The sequence below is a fragment of the Streptomyces sp. NPDC002144 genome, from assembly GCF_053593695.1.
This window is the reverse complement of the sequence record NZ_JBSFDB010000017.1, coordinates 15,130-33,088: the sequence shown is the minus strand read 5'-3', so window position 1 is coordinate 33,088 and position 17,959 is coordinate 15,130. Positions and strand designations below refer to the sequence as shown.

Below are 17,959 nucleotides of genomic sequence, written 5' to 3'. Positions count from 1 at the left end.
TCACAGGTGAATCAATAAATCACATGGCTCATGCAGCGAGCAATGGCAGCGGCCATGGATGAACACTGCTCTCCTTTATGGTCCTGGTATTCAATCCATGCCGCTAAGGGTGGCTGATACCTTCTGTGCATGCCCTCCACGGACGTCACCACACTGATCCGGACCGAGCTGCCCCGCCTGGCCGGCTCCCTGCGGAAGGTCGGTGAGCTGATCCTGGAGGATCCGGCGGCCGTCACCCACTGCTCGGCCGCGGAACTCGGCCGCCGCACCGGCACCTCCCAGGCGACGGTGACCCGGTTCTGCCGGGCCATCGGCCTCGACTCCTACCAGCATCTGCTGATCGAACTGGCCCAGGAGCGCGGCCGCGGCGAGGTCTCCGCCTGGGGCTCGACGGAGATCGACACCGACATCTCGCCCGAGGACAGCCTGGAGCGGGTGGTCCAGGTCGTCGGCAGCGCGGATCTGCGCGCGATCCAGCAGACCATCGACCGCATCGACCTCGACGCACTGGAGCGCGCGGCCCAGGCGCTGGCCAAGGCGCGCCGTATCGACGTGTACGGCGTCGGCGGCAGCGGAGCGGTGGCGCAGGAGACGGAGACGCGGCTGTTCCGCATCGGCTGCCAGGTCCGCGGCTGGACGGAGGTGCACGGCGCGGCCACCTCCGCGGCCCTGCTCACCCCGGCGGACGTGGCCATAGGGATCTCCCACTCCGGCGCGACGCGCGAGACGCTCGAGCCGTTCGAGATGGCCAGGGAGCGGGGCGCCACCACGATCGCGATCACCACCGATCCGCGCTCGCCGCTGGCCCGGGCCGCCGACATCCGGCTGATCTCGGCCACCTCCGAGACCAGCTTCCGCACCGGCAGCATCGGCGGCCGGCACTCCGTCCTGATGATCGTCGACTGTCTCTACGTCCGGGTCGGCCAGCTCTCCTACCAGCGCGCCAGCGCCTCGCTCGCCCTGACCGACCACATCACCCCGCAGCACGCGGTGAAGTCGCGCCGGACGAGATGAGCGGATCCGTACCGCGTCGGCCGACGGTGGGCGGATCTGTATGGATGAACCACCGAGAAAACGTGTGGATGGTTGTTTGAATCATCCCCACGATGCCAGGATGGGGCTCCGCCGAGCATCCTGGTAGGAGACCCATGCGCGTCACCGCTGCCGAGTCGACCGAGCTGTTCGTCGGCACCGCCGAGCATCCGCAGCAGGTGGTGGCCGTCGAGATCGAGCACTCCCCCGGACGGACGGTGCTGCTGACCGTCGAGGGCGCGGGCGTCACCGGTGACGCGGTCGCCGACGCCGGCGACGACGGGACCGTACGCGCGGAGATACCCGTGACCGTCGACGGACCGGTGCCCGGCGACCGGCGCGAGGTCACGCTCACCGCCGTCGACGGCGGCCAAGTGGCCCGGCACACCTTCGAGTTCACGACCGCCGAGCCCGGCTGGACCATGTTCATGGTCAGCCACTTCCACTACGACCCGGTGTGGTGGAACACCCAGGGCGCCTACACCGAGACCTGGGACGTCGCCGACGAGCCCGCCGTCACCGGTCTGCCGGCCCGCACCTTCGACTCGCGCGGCCAGTCCGGGATGAGCCTGGTACGCGCCCACTGCGACCTGGCCCGGCGCGACCCGGCGTACACCTTCGTGCTGGCGGAGGTCGACTATCTCAAGCCGTACTGGGACGCCTTCCCGGAGGAGCGCGCCTTCCTGCGCGAGCTGATGCGCACCGGCCGCGTGGAGATCATGGGCGGCACCTACAACGAGCCGAACACCAACCTCACCGGCGCCGAGGCGACCGTGCGCAACGCGCTGTACGGCGACGGGTTCCAGCGCGGGATCATGGGCGGATCGCCGGAAACGGCCTGGCAGTTGGACGCGTTCGGGCACGAACCGCAGTTCCCCGGGCTGATGGCGGACGCGGGGATCGCCTCCAGCTCCTGGGCGCGCGGCCCGTTCCACCAGTGGGGGCCGGCCCTGACGGTGTTCGGCGAGGAGCCGCGCGATCCCGGGCGGATGCAGTTCCCGGCGGAGTTCAGCTGGATCGCCCCGTCCGGACGGGGACTTCTGACCGCCTACATGGTCAACCACTACGGCGCCGGCTGGGCGATCGACAACGCCCCCTCCCTGCCGGCGGCGGAGGCGGCCGCCCTCAAGCTGTTCCGGGGCTTGAGGTCGGTCGCCCTCACCCGCAACGTCCTGCTCCCGGTCGGCGGTGACTACGCGCCCCCGTGCCGCTGGGTGATGGACATCCACCGGGACTGGAACGCCCGTTACCTCTGGCCCCGGTTCCTCAGCGGCACCCCGCGCGAGTTCTTCGCCGCCGTCCGCGCCGAACTCGACGCCGAGGGCCGCAAGGCCTCGCCCCAGACGCGCGACATGAACCCGGTCTACACCGGCAAGGACGTCTCCTACATCGACACCAAGCAGGCCCAGCGGTACGGCGAGACGCTGCTGGCCGACGCGGAGGCCTGGGCGACCCTCGCCTCCCTCGTCACCGGCCGGCCCTACCCGGACGCCGCCCTCGACAAGGCCTGGCGGCAGCTGGTCTACGGCGCCCATCACGACGCAATCACCGGCTCCGAGTCGGACCAGGTCTACATCGACCTGATGACCGGCTGGCGCGAACTGTACGACCTCGCCCGGCTGGTCCACGCCGACGCGACCCAGGCCCTCGCCGACCACGTCACGCCCGGCGACGGACGCGATCTGGTCGTCTTCAACCCTTCGACCTGGACCCGCGGGGACGTGCTGACGATCGACGACCCGGGGCTCGCCCCCGCCGGCCTGCCCGCGGTCCGCGAGGACGGCCAACTGCACGTCGTGGTACCGGACTTGCCGGGCATGGGCTACAAGGCCCTTCCGCTCACCGCCGGTTCCGTCCCCGAGTGGGCGCTCGGCGAGGGCACCACCATCCGCAACGCGTTCTACGAGGTGACGGTCGACCCCGCGCGCGGCGGCGGCGTCAGCAGTCTGCGCGCGCTCGCCGAGGGCGGGCGGGAGCTGCTGCGCGCCGGGGACATCGGCAACGAGCTGGTCGTCCAGGAGGAGTACCCGAGACACCCGCGCTTCGGCGAGGGCCCCTGGCACCTCACCCCGACCGGCACCACGGCCGCCCGGAGCCGGGACGTGCGCGCGGACATCGATGTCGAGCACTCCCCGGCCGGCTCGCGCATCACCGTCCGCGCCGACCTCGGCCTCTTCCGGTACACGCAGCGCCTCACGCTCTGGACCGGCGTCCCGCGCCTCGACGTGACCACCACGATCGACGGCTACGACGGCGCCGACCGGCTGATCCGCGTCCGCTGGCCCTCCGACGTGCAGGGCGGGCTACCGGTGCACGAGGTCGCGGACGCGGTGATCGGGCGCGGCTTCGGGTTCGTGGACGTGGACAGCGAGCGGTTCCCGTGGACGCTGGACAACCCGGCCAACACCTGGTTCGGGCTCGGCTCCACGGCCCGGGTGGAGCTGCGGGACGAGGCGGGGAAGGTGGCGGGCCGGCGGTCGATCGGGGTCGCGGAGCTGGTGTACGCCTCCTGGGAGGAGGCCGGCGAGCTGGGCACCCCGCTCGCCGCCGCGCTGGTCCGCGCCGGGGTCACGGCCACCTCGACGATCGCCGGCGGTCCCCGTTACGGCGACCTGGAAGTCGACTCCAACCTGCCGGACATCCGGATCGCCGTCGGCGCCCCGGAACGCAACGACCTGGTGGCCGAGGCGCTGGCCTGGGATCCGGCGGCCGGGCGCGAACTGCGGCGGCAGGTGGCCGAGACCGGGGTGGCCGCCGTGTGGGTCGCGCCGCGTGCCGGGCTGCGCGAGGAGTGGGTGCCCGGGGCCGATCTACGGGACCTGGAGCGGCTTCCGCTGCTGGTGATCGCGGGCGCCGACGCGGACGGGGACGCGAAGGCGGTGGACGCGCTGGTCGTCGACCTGGACGACGCGGTCGTCACGGCGACGGCGGCGGGCGGCGGCGAGGCGCTGCCGCCGGGCGACGCCTGGGACGGGCGCGGCTTCGCCGTGCTCAACCGGGGCACGCCCGGCTGTGTGATCACCTCCACCGGCGATCTCCACATGTCACTGATGCGGTCCTGCACCGGCTGGCCGTCGGGCGTCTGGGTCGACCCGCCGCGCCGCACGGCCCCCGACGGCTCGGGCTTCCAGCTCCAACGCTGGTCCCACACCTTCGAGTACGCGGTCGTGGCGGGCGAGGGCGACTGGCGGCAGCAACAACTGCCGCGCCTGGGGCATGAGTTCAACCATCCGCTGACCGCCCGGGTGCGGGAGGCGGCGGACGGCGGCTCGCTGCCCCGCGAGGCGGTCCTGCTGGCCCTGGAACCGGTGGGCGAGGTGCTGCTCGACGCACTCAAGCCGGCCGGTTCGCCGCTCGCCCGGGGAAGCGTGGCACCGGTCGATCCGGGGCGCGGGGTCGTCGTACGGATGCACGAGGTGAACGGGCGTCCGGTGCGGGCCCGGGTGCACGGGCCCAGGGAGTGGGTACGCGGCACCCGGGCGGACGTGCTGGAGACCCCCGGTGAGGCGCTCGCGCCGGACGGACAGGGGGCGCTGGGCCTGGGCCTGACCGGCTTCGAGGTGGCGACCGTGCTGGCCACACCACCCGAGACCGCGAGATCCCCCTACGACCCCGGAATCGCCGCCCACGAACCGGCCCAGCCGGTCGCCACCCGCTACTGGCTGCACAACTCCGGCCCGGCGCCCCGCGGCAACATGCCGGTCACCGTCTACCTCTCGCCCGGCTCACTCACCGCCCCCGGCGGCCGGCCGGTCACCACGACGGTCCGCGTCGCCTCGGAGCTGACCGACGCACCCGTCTACGGCACCGTGTCGGTCGGCGTCCCGCCCGGCTGGTCCGCCGAGCCCGCCGAACTGCCGTACGGCCTGGCCCCGGGCGGCTTCACCCTCACCGAGGTCACGGTGACACCCCCGCCCGACGCCGTCCCCGGCCGCCACTGGCTGACCGCCCGCCTGACGTACGAGGGCCAGACCTACGAGGACGTTGCCTCCCTCGACGTCCCGGGTGCGCCACCGGGCCCAACCCTGGTCACCGGGCTGGGAGTCGACCGACTGACCGTCGCCCGGGACGAGCGCGCCCGCGTCCCGGTGACCCTGCACAACCCCACCCGGGGTCCTGTCGACGGCACCGTGTGGGCGGTCTCCTCGTGGGGCACCTGGGCCGGCGTCACCCCGGCCTGCCAGGGCTTCACCGTGCCCCCGGGCGAGCGGCGGGAGGTCTTCGTCGACGTCGACGGCGCCGCGACACCCCCGGGCTCCTACTGGCTGCTGGCGAAGATCGCCTGCCACGGCCGGGTCGCCTACACCGAGGCGATCCCCCTGGAGGTGACCCCGTGACGGACCACGCGGCGGTGGTGCACGGCAGTCCGGTGGCGAAGGCCCGCGTGGACGCCTTTCTGCAGACGGTCACCTCCGCGCCCCTCAGGGACACGGGGAACGGCGCGACCAGCCACGACGACGGGCAGACCGGCCGACAAGCCTCCGCCGCGCTCTCCAGCTCCGCGGAGCGCCAACGACGGCGCTGGGCCACGCAAGTGGTGGTCGCGGACGAACTCGCCCGGCGAGCCTGCGAGGAACGGAACCTCGCCCTGCCGGACGAGGTGTCCCCGGCCCACCTGCTCACCGTCGAGGAGGTGGGAAGCATCGTCGCCGCCGCCCTCACCCACTCCCCCGCCGCCCGTCTGCTCCTCACGGAGCTGGAAGCCGAGCAGACCGTGCCCGAGACGGCCGTACGGGACTACTACGAGCGCAATCCGGACCGCTTTCTCACCCGGGACGCCCTGCGGCGCGGCGTCGATCCCTTCGGACGCGCCGCACCCACCGACTTCCTGGCGTACGAGCAGGTCCGCGACGGCGTCGAACGCGACCTTCGGCGCGCGGCGGGGCGGCGGGCCTTCTTCGACTGGTTCGACCAGGCTCGGGCGGATGTGGTGTATGCAGCCGGACATGAACACCCCGGCGATCCCGCGCACGCGGACCACGAACACCGCCACTGATCACGGCCGGAACCCAAACGCAACACGGGAACCCATTGACCTCCGATGAATTCTGGTCCACCTTTTCATCAATCGGAGTCGAAGTTGGTTGATTGAACCAGCCGCCTCGGCTGGTCCCAGGAGGGTGGACATGCGCGCTGGAAGACTCACCGCATCCGTGGCGGGAATCATCGCCCTGACACTGACGGCCGCCGGCTGCGGCCTCTCCGGCGGCTCCTCCGGGGGTGACTCCACCGCCGGGGGCTGCAAGGTCGACAAGGGCAACGTGGGGTCCGGGAAGCTGACGGGTGACGTCAAGGGCCGGATCACCTTCCAGACGACCAACCTGAAGAAAGACTTCGGGACGTTCTTCAACGGAGTGATCGCGTCCTTCGAGAAGGCCCACCCCAAAGCCGAGGTCAAGTGGATCGACGACCCGGGCGACAACACCTTCACCCAGCGCACGGTCGCCGACGCACAGGCCTGTACGTTGCCGGACGTCATCAACGTCAACGCCCCGACCGCGACCGCCCTCACCAAGGCCGGCTACCTGCTGAACCTGGGCGTGAAGGACCCGGACGCCGCCAAGCCGTTCGTCCCCTCGTTCTGGAAGTCGGCCACCTTCGACGACGCCTCCGGCAAGGCGATCCACACCACGCTCCCCTGGTACACCGGCGGTGTCCTGCTGACGTACAACAAAAACCTCCTCGACCAGGCCGGCATCGACCCGGCGAAGCCGCCGACGACGATCTTCGGGCTGTTCGCCGACTACGAGAAGGTCGCCAAGGCGGCCAAGGGCACGTACTACGCGACGATGGCCAACCCGATCTGGCGCATCCCGGCCGACTTCGACCAGATGAACATCAGGACGCTGTCCGCCGACGGCAAGTCCGCGGTCTTCGCCGACGACCCGAGGACCACCCAGTGGGTGGCCTGGATGGCGAAGCTGTACAAGGAGGGCGCGATGCCGAAGGACTCGCTGTCCTCCAGCAACGACCCGTCCACCCTCTACAGCCAGGGCAAGGTGGCGTACGGCTCGACGAACCCGAGCTTCGTACGGTTCGTGAAGCAGAACAGCCCCTCGGTCTACGCGAAGACGGCCGTCGGCCAGCAGCCCTACGACGCGCTCGGCCGCGCCTCCGCCGGTGCCCCGCAGTACATATCGGTCGCCGCGACCAGCAAGCACGCGGCGGCGGCGCTGTCGTTCGCGGAGTACCTCACCGACGCCGAGAACCAGACGGCCTGGTGCAAGGACCCGAACGTCGTCATCTTCCCGACGACGACCGCCTCGCTCGACGACCCGTTCTTCCAGAACGTGACCGGCAGTGATCCCTTCTCCCAGGCGCGCAAGCTCGTCGCCGACCAGCTCAAGACGGCCGACACCAACCAGACCAACCTCTCCCCTGCCGTGCAGAACGCGATCGTGGGGCAGGTGCAGCTGGCCATGCAGGGCAAGAAGAGCCCCGCACAGGCCGTCAAGGACGCGCAGGCCAAGGCCAACGAGCTGCTGAAGCAGGCGGGTTGATGGTGGCGACCCAGACCGCGAAGCCGGTGTCCATGCCCGGCGCGGAGGGCATCGCCTCCACGCCGGGCGCGGCCCCGTCCCGTGCCCGGCGCGTCATCGGGGCCGTGCTGCCCGGCCCGGCCGCGGGCGCCAACGGAGCGGCCCTGTACCGGCGTTGGTGGCTGCCCTGGCTGTGGACCGCCCCGGCGATCGGCTGCGCGGTCGTCTTCGGCGTGTTCCCGTTCCTCAACACCGTCATCCTGTCGTTCACGAACGCCAAGCCGCTCGGCGGCGCGGCGGGCTTCGTCGGGCTGGACAACTACCGCCGGATGCTGGGCGATGCGGACTTCTGGCTGGCGACCCGCAACAGCGTCCTGTACGCCGTGATCGTCGTCCCGCTGATGGTGTTCCTGCCGCTGATGCTGGCCGTCCTGGTGGAGAAGAACCTCCCCGGCATCGGCTTCTTCCGCTCCGCCTTCTACACGCCCGTGCTCGCCTCCAGCGTGGTCGTCGGTCTGAGCTGGCAGTGGCTGCTGGCGGACGACGGGCTGGTCAACACCTGGCTGCTGAAGGCCCACTTGATCAGGTCTGCCATCCCGTTCCTGTCGGACTCCTGGCTGATCCTGCTGTCGGCGATGGGCCTGACCCTGTGGAAGGGCCTCGGCTGGTACATGATCTTCTACCTGGCCGCCCTCGGGAACGTCCCCAGGGAGCTGCACGAGGCGGCGCAGATGGACGGCGCCGGCACGGTCCGCCGCTTCTGGCACATCACCGTGCCGGGCGTGCGCCAGGCCATGATGCTGGTCGGCACGCTCACCGGCATCGGCTGTCTGCGGGTCTTCACCGAGATCTTCATGCTGGGCAGTTCCACCGGCGGCCCCGGCGGCGCCGACCGCACCCTGCCGTTCTACATCCGCGACGTCGGCCTGGACCCGATCACCGGCAACGCCGGCTACGGCTCCGCGGTCAGCGTAGCCCTGTTCGTACTGACCCTCGGCCTGACCCTGCTGGCGCAGCGCCTGACGAAGGAGGACGAGTCATGACGACCGCCGTCCACAAGCCCCGGCGCCTCGTACCGCGCTGGCGGGACCACGGCCGCCCCCGTGAACTGGTCGTCCGCTACCTGCTGTTGCTGTTCGTGCTGGGCATCACGGTGGGCCCGCTGCTCTGGCAGTTCCTGGCCTCGCTGAAGGGCGTGGGCGAGGACGTGTTCGGCGCGAAGGCCTCCCTCCTGCCCCACCATCCCACCCTGCGTGCCTACCGCGAGGTCTTCGACCAGGTCCCGGTGGCGACGTACATCCGCAACAGCCTCATCGTGGTGGCCTTGTCGATCACCAGCCAGCTGGTGTTCTCCACCACGGCCGGCTACATGCTCTCCAAGCCCGGCTGGAAGGGCCGCAAGGCGGTCTGGGTGGTGCTGGTCGCCTCCATGATGTTCCCCTTCGAGTCGATCATGGTGTCGCTGTTTTTGAGCATCCGGGACCTGGGCCTGGTCGACAACCTGGCGGGCGTCTGGCTGCCCGGCTTCGTCGGCGCCATCAACGTCCTGCTGATGCGCGGCGCGTTCCTCGCGGTCCCGCGCGAGATCGAGGACTCGGCGATGCTCGACGGGGCGAACGAGTGGCAGCGCTTCCGCCACCTCTACCTCCCCTCCGCCTGGGGCGCGATCATGGTGGTCACCATCAACACCTTCATCAGCGCCTGGGACGACTTCCTGTGGCCGCTGATCGTGCTGCGCTCCGAGAACCACATGACGCTGACGCTGGGCCTGTCCCGGCTGCAGAGCTCGTCCTTCGGGTACGACCAGCGGGTGGTGATGGCCGGCTCGGTGATCTCGGTCGTCCCGGTGCTGGTGCTGTTCGTGATCACCCAGCGGTGGTTCTACCGGGGAGTGGCGGCGGGCGCGGTCAAGCTCTGACCCGGCGCGTCGAGCGCTTCCCGGGCCGATGCGGCGACCCTGATCTCGGCCGTGCCGGTGAGCTCCGGGAGGGTCAGAGTGAGCGTGCGGCACTCGCCCGGCTCCAGGCCGACACCCTCGAACGCGCAGAGTTCGAGGGTGCGCGGCCAGGTGGGGGTGACCAGCCGGCGGAGATACACCTGGACCGTGGAACGCCCGTACCGCCGTCCGGTGTTGGTGACGTCGACCTCGACGGTGCGCCCCGTCGTGCGCGGTGTGCCGTAGTCGAAACTCGTGTACGACAGCCCGTGCCCGAAGGAGTACAGCGGCTCGGCGCTCTCGTCGGCGTAGCCGCGGTACTCGGTGTCCTTGTGGTTGTAGTACACGGGCAGTTGGGCCACCGAACGGGGTACGGAGAGCGGCAGGCGCCCCCTCGGGTCCGTCAGCCCGAGGAGTACCTCGGCGATCGCGTCGCCGCCCCAGGGGCCGGGGTACCAGGCGGTGAGCAGGGCGGCGGCGGTGTCCGGCACCAGGTGGGGTCGCCCCTGGACCAGCACCACCGCGGTCGGTGTGCCCGTCGCCACGACGGCGTCCAGCAGCGCGTACTGCGCGTCCCCGAGGCGGAGCCCGGCGAGGTCGACGCCCTCGCCGCAGGTCATCTCGGACGCGGTCGTGAGCGCGGCCCCGTTGGCGTCGAACTCCGTCTCGGGCGCGCGTGCGCTGCTGCCGCCCAGCACCAGCACGGCGAGGTCGGACGCGGCGGCCTCGGCGATCGCGGCCGGGATGCCGGAGAGGTCGGCGCCGGTGAGCGAGCAGCCGGGGGCGTGACGGACGTCGAGCCCGGCGGGGGCGAGCCGGCGCAGGGCCTCGAGGACGCTGCTGCCGGTGCCGGGGCGTTGCGGGGCCGTGTAGTCGCCCGACTGGTGTGCGGTGGTGGCGGCTTGGGGGCCGAGCACGGCGATCCGGGAGACGCTCGCGGCCACGGGCAGCACGCCGTCGTTGCGCAGCAGGGTGACGGCGGCCCGGGCGACCTCCCTGCTCAGCTCCTCGCCTCCGGCCGGCGTCCGGGCCGTGGCGTACGGCCTTTCGAAGAGCCCCAGCCGGAACTTGAGGCGCAGCACGCGGGCGACGGCCCGGTCGAGGGTCTCCTCGCTCACCAGGCCGCGCTCGACCGCCTCCTCCAGCAGCGTGAAGCCCCGGTCCCAAAGGCTGAGATCGACACCGGAGCCGAGGGCCAGGGCCCCGGCGGAGACGTGGTCGCCGGTGATCCGGGCGAGCCGGTCGACGGCGAGCCCGTCCGCCATGACCAGGCCCTCGAACCCCCAGTCCGCCCTGAGCAGTTCGGTCAGCAGCCACCGGTTGCCCGAACACGGCGTCCCGTCGACCTCGTTGTAGGCGGCCATGACGGCGGCGGCCCCGGCGCGGACGCCCGCGCGGGCGGCGGGGAGGTGGATCTCGTGCAGCTCCCGGTGGCCCAGCTCGGACTCGGCGGAGTTGCGGCCGCCGACGGTGGCGCCCTGCCCTGCGAAGTGCTTGAGGACGACGGGGGCCTTGTCCGCGGCGAAGTACTCGCCGGGATCGCCCTGCATGCCGTGCACCAGCGCCTCGGTGAGGCGGGCGGCGAGGTACGGGTCCTCGCCGAAGCACTCCTCGGTGCGGCCCCAGCGGGGGTCGCGGGAGATGTCCAGCGCGGAGACCAGGGCCACGTGGCCGCCGCGGGCGCGCAGTTCGGCGGCCGCGTGGGCGGCGGCGCGCTCGTACAGGGCGGGGTCCCAGGTGGCGCCGACGGCCAGGTTGACGGGGAGGACGGTGCCGTCGAGGGCCATGTGGCCGTGCGGGACCTCCTCGACGAACAGGGCGGGGATGCCGAGCCTGCTGCGCTCGACGACGTGCCGCTGCACGAGCTCGGCGAGCAGGGCGCTGTCCTCGGCGCCGGGCCCGCTGCCGTGGGCGACCCCGGACCAGGCGTCGGCCCGCATCAGCCCGTAGAGGGCCCCGAGCCCCTCGAAGCGGTCGGTCTCGGCGTAGAGGGCGTCGGTGAGCTCATAACCGCCGTCGGGGGAACGGCGGTACGCGTCCCATCCGTACATCCGCTGATTGACCTGCCCGACCTTCTCCCGGAGGGTCATACGGGCGAGGAGGTCCTGGACACGGGCGTCGAGGGGGGCGGAAGGGTCGTGGTAGAGGAGGTGGGCGGCGGGTCGGCGTACGGGTTCCGCGCGGGTGGCCGCGGGGTCCGGGGTCGGCATGCGGCCGGTCCTTTCGTGGGTGCGGGTCGCGCGGCGCGGGTCAGATTAGGAGGCGGGCGAGGGCGACCGCGCCGCGGCAGCCGTCGGGGACCCAGTCGAGCGTGAGGCCGAGGGCCTGGAGGCGGGCGGTGAGGGGGACGGTCAGGGGGCCTCCGGGCCCGAGCAGGCCACCGGTGGCGACGACCCGTTCCCCTGGTTCCGGGTCCAACGCCCCTACGGTGAGCACCAGTTGCTCGACAGCCTCGGCCAGAATCGCCTCGGCCACGGCATCCTCGCCCCGCGCCGCCTCGACGACCAGCGGGGCGAGCCGGGCGAGCCGGATGGGGGGTTCGGCCATGACGGCGGGCAGAAGACGCATGCGAAAGGCTTCGCGGTGAGCGGGGGGCCAGGCGGGACCGGAACCCCCGCCGGCGTCCGCAGCCCCTCCGCGCACACTCCCGGCACCCAGGATCACCTCGCCGCCGCCCTCCCCCGGCAGCACCTCCCCCGGCACCCCCAGCGCCCGGCCCACCGACAACGCCAGGGCCGTCGCCCCGCCCCTCCCGTCCGCCATGCGCAACGCGGCCCGTACCGCCTCCCGGCCGATCCAGAAGCCGCTGCCCTCGTCGCCCAGGAGCCAGCCGTCGCCGTCGACCGTGGTGGTGGCGTGGCGGTCGGTGATGCGCATGGCGACCGCGCCGGTGCCGGCGACCAGGGCGAGCCCGTCGGCCGGGGCGCCGGGCGCCGAGGCGAACGCGGCCTCGATGTCGCTGCTGACGGTCAGCGCGCCGGCGCCGATGCCGACCTCGCGGAGCGCGGCGGTGAGGGCGGTCAGGGCGGTGACCCGCCCGGGGTCGGCCTCGTCCGCCCCGGTCGCCCCCGCGAACCCGCCGGCCACGGCGACGACCCGCCCCCGCGCGGCTTCCGGCACCGCCCGGGCGACGGCCTCGACGAGATGCGCGGTCAGTCGGGCCGGCGGCACGGTGAGGGCGTTCCCCGGTCCGCCGGCCCCCTCCCCGAGCAGCCGCCCGTCGTCCGCGGCGGCCAGCACGGCCCGCGTCCGCGTACCGCCCGCGTCCACCCCGACGACCAGCGCCGCCTCCGGCACGACGGGCCCCGGAGCCGACCCCGGCCCCACCTCACCGAAAGCCTGGTTCAAATCGCTATTCATTACCGACCATGGTGGTTGATACATTCAGCGAGGACAAGCCCCGTCCCACGGACGCGTCCCGCCCCCGGGGACCGGCCCCGACCCGAGGAGGATCCCATCCCCGCACTCCGCTTCGGCGTCAACTACACGCCCCGCCGCGGCTGGTTCCACTCCTGGTACGACTTCGACCCGGACCACGCCCGCGAGGACCTGGCCCAGATAGCCGGCCTCGGCCTGGACCACGTCCGTGTCTTCCACCTGTGGCCGCTGCTCCAGCCCAACCGCACACTCATCCGCACGGCCGCCGTCGACCAGCTGGTCCACCTCGTGGACCTCGCCGCCGAGGCCGGTCTGGACGTCATGGTCGACGGCGTGCAGGGCCACCTGTCGAGCTTCGACTTCTACCCGGAGTGGACCCGCAGCTGGCACCACCGCAACGTCTTCACCGACCCGGAGGCGGTCGAGGCGCAGGCCGGGCTCCTGCGCACCCTCGGCCGCGCCCTCGCCGACCGGCCCAACCTCCTCGGCCTCCAGCTCGGCAACGAGCTCAACAACCTGGTCGAGCACAACCCGGTGACGGCCGAGGAGGTCGACCACTACCTCGACACGCTGCTGACGGCGGCCCGGGAGGGCCTGCGTCCGGGCCTGCTCGCCACCCACTCCGCCTACGACGCCGCCTGGTACGGCGACGACCACCCCTTCACACCGCAGGCCTCGGCCCGCAAGGGCGACCTGACGACCGTCCACCCCTGGGTGTTCTCCGCGAACTGCGCCGGACGTTACGGCTCCGGCTCCTTCGAGGTGCTGCATCTCGCCGAGTACGGAACGGAGTTGGCCAAGGCGTACGCCGAGGATCCGTCCCGTCCGGTGTGGGTCCAGGAGACGGGCGCCCCCGAGCCGCACATCCCGGCCGCCGACGCCCCGCGCTTCGCCCGCGCCACCGTGCTCAACGCGGCCGGGTGCACGGACCTGTGGGGCGTGACCTGGTGGTGCTCGCACGACGTGGACCGGTCCCTGGCCGACTACCCCGAACTGGAGTACACCCTGGGGCTGTTCGACTCGGCGGGCCGGCGGAAGCCGGTCGCCGAGGCCCTGGCGGAGACGGTCGCGGAACTGCGCGCCGAGCCCCCGTCCCCCCGAGCCCGCAGTACCGCCCTGGTGTTGGACTGCACACCCGCCACCCGTTCCGTCTCCGGTCCGGGAGGCGCGTACTTCGAGGCGTGGATGCGGCTGCGCACGCAGGGCGAGCGCCCGGCCGTGGTGCTGGCCGAACGGGCCGAGGACGCCGCGCACCTGGCGGCGCGCGGGATCGCGAGGACCGTACGGCCGTAACCGCTCGGCCTCAGCACTCGGCGGCCAGCACCTCCGCGACCGCCCGCAGATTGACCCGGCCCCGTCCGTAGGAGAAAACGTCCCCGCCCTCCGGCAGCCCGGTGTCCACGCGTACCGCGTCCGGGCGCCGGGCCAGCAGGGCGTCGCGGAGCCGGGCCTGCCAGGGGTGCAGTCCGGCGTCGCAGGTGGCCACGACCAGCGGAGCGCCCCGCGACACGCGCAGGATGCCGTCGGCGAGGGCGGCGGAGTCGCTGGGCTCGCCGCTGACGGCCGTACCGGAGGCGGTGGGGTCGAGGGCGCGCACCTCGGTGAGCAGGTCCTCGCCGCCCCAGTTGAGGGCCGGGTGCGGGGGCGGGAAGAGGTCGACTACATGGGCACCGTGCAGGGGCGCCGGCACGGGCCGGGCGTGCACCGCGCGGCGGGCCGCCTCGAGCCCGGCCCCGGAGTCCCAGCCGACGACCGGCCCGGCGCCGGGGGCCGCGTACCGCTCGGCGAGCCGCCGTACCCGTCCGGCCGCCTCCCATACGCGTTCCTCGGGCAGCCGCCGGGAGTGCAGGGCCTCCAGGACCTCGTCCCGGCAGGCGAGCGTGACCTCCAGCTCAGGTACGGCGACGATGACCTGGTCGGCGCCCGCGGCGAGGGCGATGCGGGCGCCTGCGGCCTCGCCGTAGCGGCCCGCGATCGCCTTCATCTCCAGGGCGTCACTGACCAGGACGCCTTCGAAGCCGAGGTCCAGGCGGAGGACGTCACCCAGGATGCGGCGGCTGAGGGTGGCGGGACGGTTGGCGTCCAGCGCCGGGTAGACGACGTGCGCGCTCATCAGCATCGGCACACCGGCGGCGACGGCCGCGCGGAACGGTTCGAGGTCGGCGCGCAGCTCCTCGCCCGGCCTCGGGTCGACGGCCATGTCGTGGTGGCTGTCGGTCTCGGTGCCGCCGTGACCCGGGAAGTGCTTGGCGCAGGAGGCGATGCCACGGGCCTCGGTGGCGCCGATCCAGGCCCGCAGATGGCGGGCGGCGAGTTCGGGATCGGCCCCGAAGGACCGGGTGCGCACGATCGGGTTCAGCGACTGGTGCTGGAGGTCGGCGACCGGGGCGTACGAGGCGGTGATGCCGAGGGTGGCGAGGTGGCCGGCGAGCGCGTCGGCGCAGCGGGCGGTGAGGTTCGGGTCGTCGACGACGCCGAGGGCGTAACTGCCGGGGACCTCGGGGGCGCCGGCGGCGACGAGGTGGCCGATGCCGCCGCCCTCGTTGTCGATGGCCACCAGCAGGTCGGGGCGGATCGCGCGCAGCGCGTCGGTCAGCTCGCGGACCTGCTCGGCGTCGCGCACGTTGCGGGTGAACAGGATGACGCCGCCGAGACCCCGGTCGATCAGGCGTTTGAGCGTGTCGGGGAAGGTGGTGGTGCCCTCGAATCCGGCGACGAGACAGCGGTGGACGGCCTCGTCCAGGTCGGAGGAGGCGGGAGACGGGGGCTGGGTCTCGCGGACGTGCGGGGAGGTCACCTCTCGGATTCTTCTGACTCGATCAGCCGGAAGTCAACCCTTAGTTGGATGATTGATTCATCTACGGCGTATGTCGTCCCGGGCATCACTGCAGGTCGGCGCCGAGGACAACGTTCGCAACGGGTTTCGGCCCCACGGGCCGGTGGCAGAGATAGAGCCTGGGAGGTCGGCGGACGCCCCCATGGCCAGAACCGGCCACGTCTGCCCCGTCGTCCACCCGCCCCCGCCCCTTCCGCTCCCGGACACCACGGCGTCACACCGGACGGGAACGGTTCCGGCGTCCCCTCCTGCCTCGCCCCGCACCCGTCACGCCCGTGCTCCGCACCCCGGCCGCCCGGACGTGCCGTGAAAGGACGACGTGCGCCGTGTCCCTGCTCCCGCTCGACGCCACCACCGAGACGGCACCGGCCCTGTGCCCCGCCGTACCGTCCCCCGCGGCCACGCCCGCGACGCTCACCCCGGCCACCCCGGCCGGTTCCCCTCCGGTCTGCGCGGCCCCCACCGCGCGCCGCCCCGCCCTCGCCGCGGCCGTGTCGGCCCTGATCCGGCCACCCTCCGCGGACGAGTCCACGGACTCCCCCGCTCGCTGCGGTCCTCTCGCCACGCTCACCCGGCGGGCCCTCGTCCTCCTCCCCCTGCTGCTGATCGGCGTCTGGGCGGTCGTCGACTGGCGGACGCTGCGGGACGGGACCGCGCGGCTCGGGTCCGCCGACCCGGGATGGCTGCTGGTGGCGTTCTTCTTCACCTGCCTGTGCTGGCTCTCCTCGGCCTGCGTACGGCAGGGCGCCCTGCCCGAGCGGCTGCCGGCCGGGCTGCTGATCGCCTCGCAGTTCGCGGCCGGCGCCGCCAACCACGTGCTGCCGGCGAGTCTCGGCGCGCACGCCGTCACCCTGCGCTTCCTCCTGCGCCGCGGCATCCCGTTCGCCCGCGCCACCGCCTCCCTCGCCCTCTACTCCCTGGTCAGGCCGATCGCGAAGACCGCGGTGCTGCTCATCTTCCTGCTCGCGTTCCCCGATCTGCTGGGCCTCGACGGGCTCGCCCCCGACGGGCGGACGCTGGTCCTGATCGTCTCCGGCGCCGCCGCCGGCCTCGCCGTCACCGGCGTCCTCGTGACGACCGTACGACCGCTGCGCCGTCCGCTGCTGAACGGTGTCCGCACCGCCCTGACCGACGTACGGCTGCTGCACAGCCGCCCGTCCCGGGTGCTCGCCCTGTGGGGCGGGGCCGCCGCCGCGCCCCTGCTCCAGGCGAGCGTGATCCACGCGGTCGGCGCCTCGCTGGGCCTGACGCTGTCCTGGGCCCAGGTCGCCTTCGCGTTCCTCGCCGCCAGCAGCGCGGTCGGCGCGGTGCCCGCGCCGGGCGGCATCGGCCCGGTGGACGCGGCGATGGTGTTCACGCTGTCGGCGCTCGGCGCCCCCATGGACCTGGCCGCGGCGACCCTGATCGGCTACCGCGTGCTGACGGTGTGGCTGCCGCTGCTGCCGGGCGCGCTGGTGCTGTCGGCACTGGTGCAGCGAAAGGTGCTGTGAGCCGGGCGGGTTCGCGTCATCCGGGCACCGGCCCGGTCACGGCGTCGGGATGCCCGCCGGGCGGGCGGGCCGGCCGAAGCGGGCCGGGACGCCCGGTGAGTACAGCACGCTCACCGGCTCGCCCACCGGCGTCGGCAGCCCCGCCGCGGCCACCAGGTCCTCCGCGCACTCCAGCAGCTCTGCCCGGTGCAGGGACCAGCGCGGGTGGGCGTTCGGCAGGTACATCGGCCGGCCGAAGAACGTGCCGTGCATGCCCCAGCGCGCGGTGAGGAAGTGCTCCAACTCCGTGGGCTCCCCGATCCGTTCCCCCACCCGCACGGTGATGCGGCTGTGCGCGCCCCGTGGGCCGGGCCAGCGCCGGAAGCTGGTGTAGGACACGGTGTCGCCGTCGGCGCGGACGGTCATCCGGGACCACACGTACGGCATCCGGAACCCGATCCGCGCCACGGCCACCGGCAGCAGCCGGGAGGCGTCGAGGGAGCGGAAGACCACGCCCCGCCGCCCGTGCCCGTCCACCGAGTACAGCCGGACGTTGGTCTCGGGGAAGGTCCCCAGATAGGGAACGCCGGGGAGCCGGAACCAGCCGACCCGGTGCATCCGGAACGCGACCAGCCCGATGTACGTCACCCCGTCCAGGGTGTCCGGGACGGTCCCGGCGGGCAGCAGCGGGGCCACGTCGGCGGGGTCCGCGGCCCAGTGCAGAAAGGCGAGGTCGAGCCAGGACTGGGTGAGCAGCGGACGCGCGATGGCGCCCGGCGCGTCGACGCTGATGGGCTCCGGTGGCACGCGGGTCACCGTACCGCGGCCG

At 72.9% G+C, this 17,959-nt stretch carries 12 protein-coding genes; 8 read left to right on the top strand and 4 right to left on the bottom strand.

The window, feature by feature from the left end; all coding sequences use genetic code 11:
- Positions 1 to 129: 129 nt before the first annotated feature.
- The 6 genes from ACWCQ1_RS25040 (at position 130) to ACWCQ1_RS25015 (ending at position 9,429) form a co-directional block, all read left to right on the top strand.
- On the top strand, positions 130 to 1,014 hold the full coding sequence (locus tag ACWCQ1_RS25040) for a MurR/RpiR family transcriptional regulator (protein ID WP_133041567.1): 885 nt from the start codon (positions 130 to 132) through the stop codon (positions 1,012 to 1,014).
- Between the two features lie 134 nt (positions 1,015 to 1,148).
- Positions 1,149 to 5,369, top strand: a complete 4,221-nt coding sequence (locus tag ACWCQ1_RS25035; RefSeq protein ID WP_451027422.1) for a glycoside hydrolase family 38 N-terminal domain-containing protein — start codon at positions 1,149 to 1,151, stop codon at positions 5,367 to 5,369.
- Complete coding sequence (locus ACWCQ1_RS25030) at positions 5,366 to 6,028, top strand: peptidyl-prolyl cis-trans isomerase (protein ID WP_133041565.1); 663 nt, start codon at positions 5,366 to 5,368, stop codon at positions 6,026 to 6,028. The genes ACWCQ1_RS25035 and ACWCQ1_RS25030 overlap by 4 nt, the downstream gene beginning before the upstream one ends.
- Before the next feature lie 130 nt (positions 6,029 to 6,158).
- A complete protein-coding gene (locus ACWCQ1_RS25025) occupies positions 6,159 to 7,532 on the top strand; it encodes an extracellular solute-binding protein (RefSeq protein ID WP_358598569.1) in 1,374 nt (457 codons plus the stop codon).
- The gene (locus tag ACWCQ1_RS25020) at positions 7,532 to 8,554 is read left to right on the top strand and encodes a carbohydrate ABC transporter permease (RefSeq protein ID WP_451027421.1); all 1,023 of its coding nucleotides are present in this window, start codon (positions 7,532 to 7,534) and stop codon (positions 8,552 to 8,554) included. The genes ACWCQ1_RS25025 and ACWCQ1_RS25020 overlap by 1 nt, the downstream gene beginning before the upstream one ends.
- Entirely contained in the window at positions 8,551 to 9,429 is an 879-nt protein-coding gene (locus tag ACWCQ1_RS25015; protein WP_358598575.1) for a carbohydrate ABC transporter permease, read from the top strand. The genes ACWCQ1_RS25020 and ACWCQ1_RS25015 overlap by 4 nt, the downstream gene beginning before the upstream one ends.
- Here the strand turns inward: ACWCQ1_RS25015 and ACWCQ1_RS25010 are convergent.
- Both ACWCQ1_RS25010 and ACWCQ1_RS25005 read right to left on the bottom strand, forming a co-directional pair.
- Positions 9,393 to 11,537 (bottom strand): glycoside hydrolase family 3 N-terminal domain-containing protein, encoded by a 2,145-nt coding sequence (locus ACWCQ1_RS25010; RefSeq protein ID WP_358598832.1) that lies wholly within the window; start codon positions 11,535 to 11,537, stop codon positions 9,393 to 9,395. The two genes, ACWCQ1_RS25015 and ACWCQ1_RS25010, sit on opposite strands and share 37 nt — an antisense overlap.
- A 160-nt stretch (positions 11,538 to 11,697) precedes the next feature.
- Positions 11,698 to 12,807, bottom strand: a complete 1,110-nt coding sequence (locus ACWCQ1_RS25005) for an N-acetylglucosamine kinase (RefSeq protein WP_358598578.1) — start codon at positions 12,805 to 12,807, stop codon at positions 11,698 to 11,700.
- A gap of 15 nt (positions 12,808 to 12,822) precedes the next feature.
- Here ACWCQ1_RS25005 and ACWCQ1_RS25000 point away from each other — a divergent pair, with 15 nt between their 5' ends.
- Positions 12,823 to 14,118, top strand: coding sequence for a glycoside hydrolase 5 family protein (locus tag ACWCQ1_RS25000; RefSeq protein WP_451027420.1), 1,296 nt, complete (start codon positions 12,823 to 12,825; stop codon positions 14,116 to 14,118).
- Positions 14,119 to 14,128: 10 nt separating this feature from the next.
- Here ACWCQ1_RS25000 and nagZ read toward each other — a convergent pair whose 3' ends face one another.
- Positions 14,129 to 15,622, bottom strand: coding sequence for a beta-N-acetylhexosaminidase (nagZ, locus tag ACWCQ1_RS24995; RefSeq protein ID WP_358598581.1), 1,494 nt, complete (start codon positions 15,620 to 15,622; stop codon positions 14,129 to 14,131).
- A 365-nt stretch (positions 15,623 to 15,987) separates the two neighbouring features.
- Between nagZ and ACWCQ1_RS24990 the strand changes: the two genes are divergently transcribed.
- Positions 15,988 to 17,151 carry a lysylphosphatidylglycerol synthase domain-containing protein gene (locus ACWCQ1_RS24990; protein WP_451027419.1) on the top strand — a complete coding sequence of 388 codons (1,164 nt, stop codon included), beginning with the start codon at positions 15,988 to 15,990 and terminating at the stop codon, positions 17,149 to 17,151.
- Positions 17,152 to 17,187: 36 nt separating this feature from the next.
- Here the strand turns inward: ACWCQ1_RS24990 and ACWCQ1_RS24985 are convergent, their stop codons facing one another.
- Positions 17,188 to 17,937, bottom strand: coding sequence for a YqjF family protein (locus ACWCQ1_RS24985; protein WP_358598584.1), 750 nt, complete (start codon positions 17,935 to 17,937; stop codon positions 17,188 to 17,190).
- Positions 17,938 to 17,959 lie beyond the last annotated feature (22 nt).

What these genes read in the sequence shown, in the direction of transcription:
- ACWCQ1_RS25040 (WP_133041567.1), top strand. Translation starts at nt 130, where the DNA reads ATGCCCTCCACGGACGTCACCACACTGATCCGGACCGAGCTGCCCCGC.
- ACWCQ1_RS25035 (WP_451027422.1), top strand. Translation starts at nt 1,149, where the DNA reads ATGCGCGTCACCGCTGCCGAGTCGACCGAGCTGTTCGTCGGCACCGCC.
- ACWCQ1_RS25025 (WP_358598569.1), top strand. Translation starts at nt 6,159, where the DNA reads ATGCGCGCTGGAAGACTCACCGCATCCGTGGCGGGAATCATCGCCCTG.
- ACWCQ1_RS25020 (WP_451027421.1), top strand. Translation starts at nt 7,532, where the DNA reads ATGGTGGCGACCCAGACCGCGAAGCCGGTGTCCATGCCCGGCGCGGAG.
- ACWCQ1_RS25015 (WP_358598575.1), top strand. Translation starts at nt 8,551, where the DNA reads ATGACGACCGCCGTCCACAAGCCCCGGCGCCTCGTACCGCGCTGGCGG.
- ACWCQ1_RS25010 (WP_358598832.1), bottom strand. Translation starts at nt 11,537, where the DNA reads ATGACCCTCCGGGAGAAGGTCGGGCAGGTCAATCAGCGGATGTACGGA.
- ACWCQ1_RS25005 (WP_358598578.1), bottom strand. Translation starts at nt 12,807, where the DNA reads ATGAATAGCGATTTGAACCAGGCTTTCGGTGAGGTGGGGCCGGGGTCG.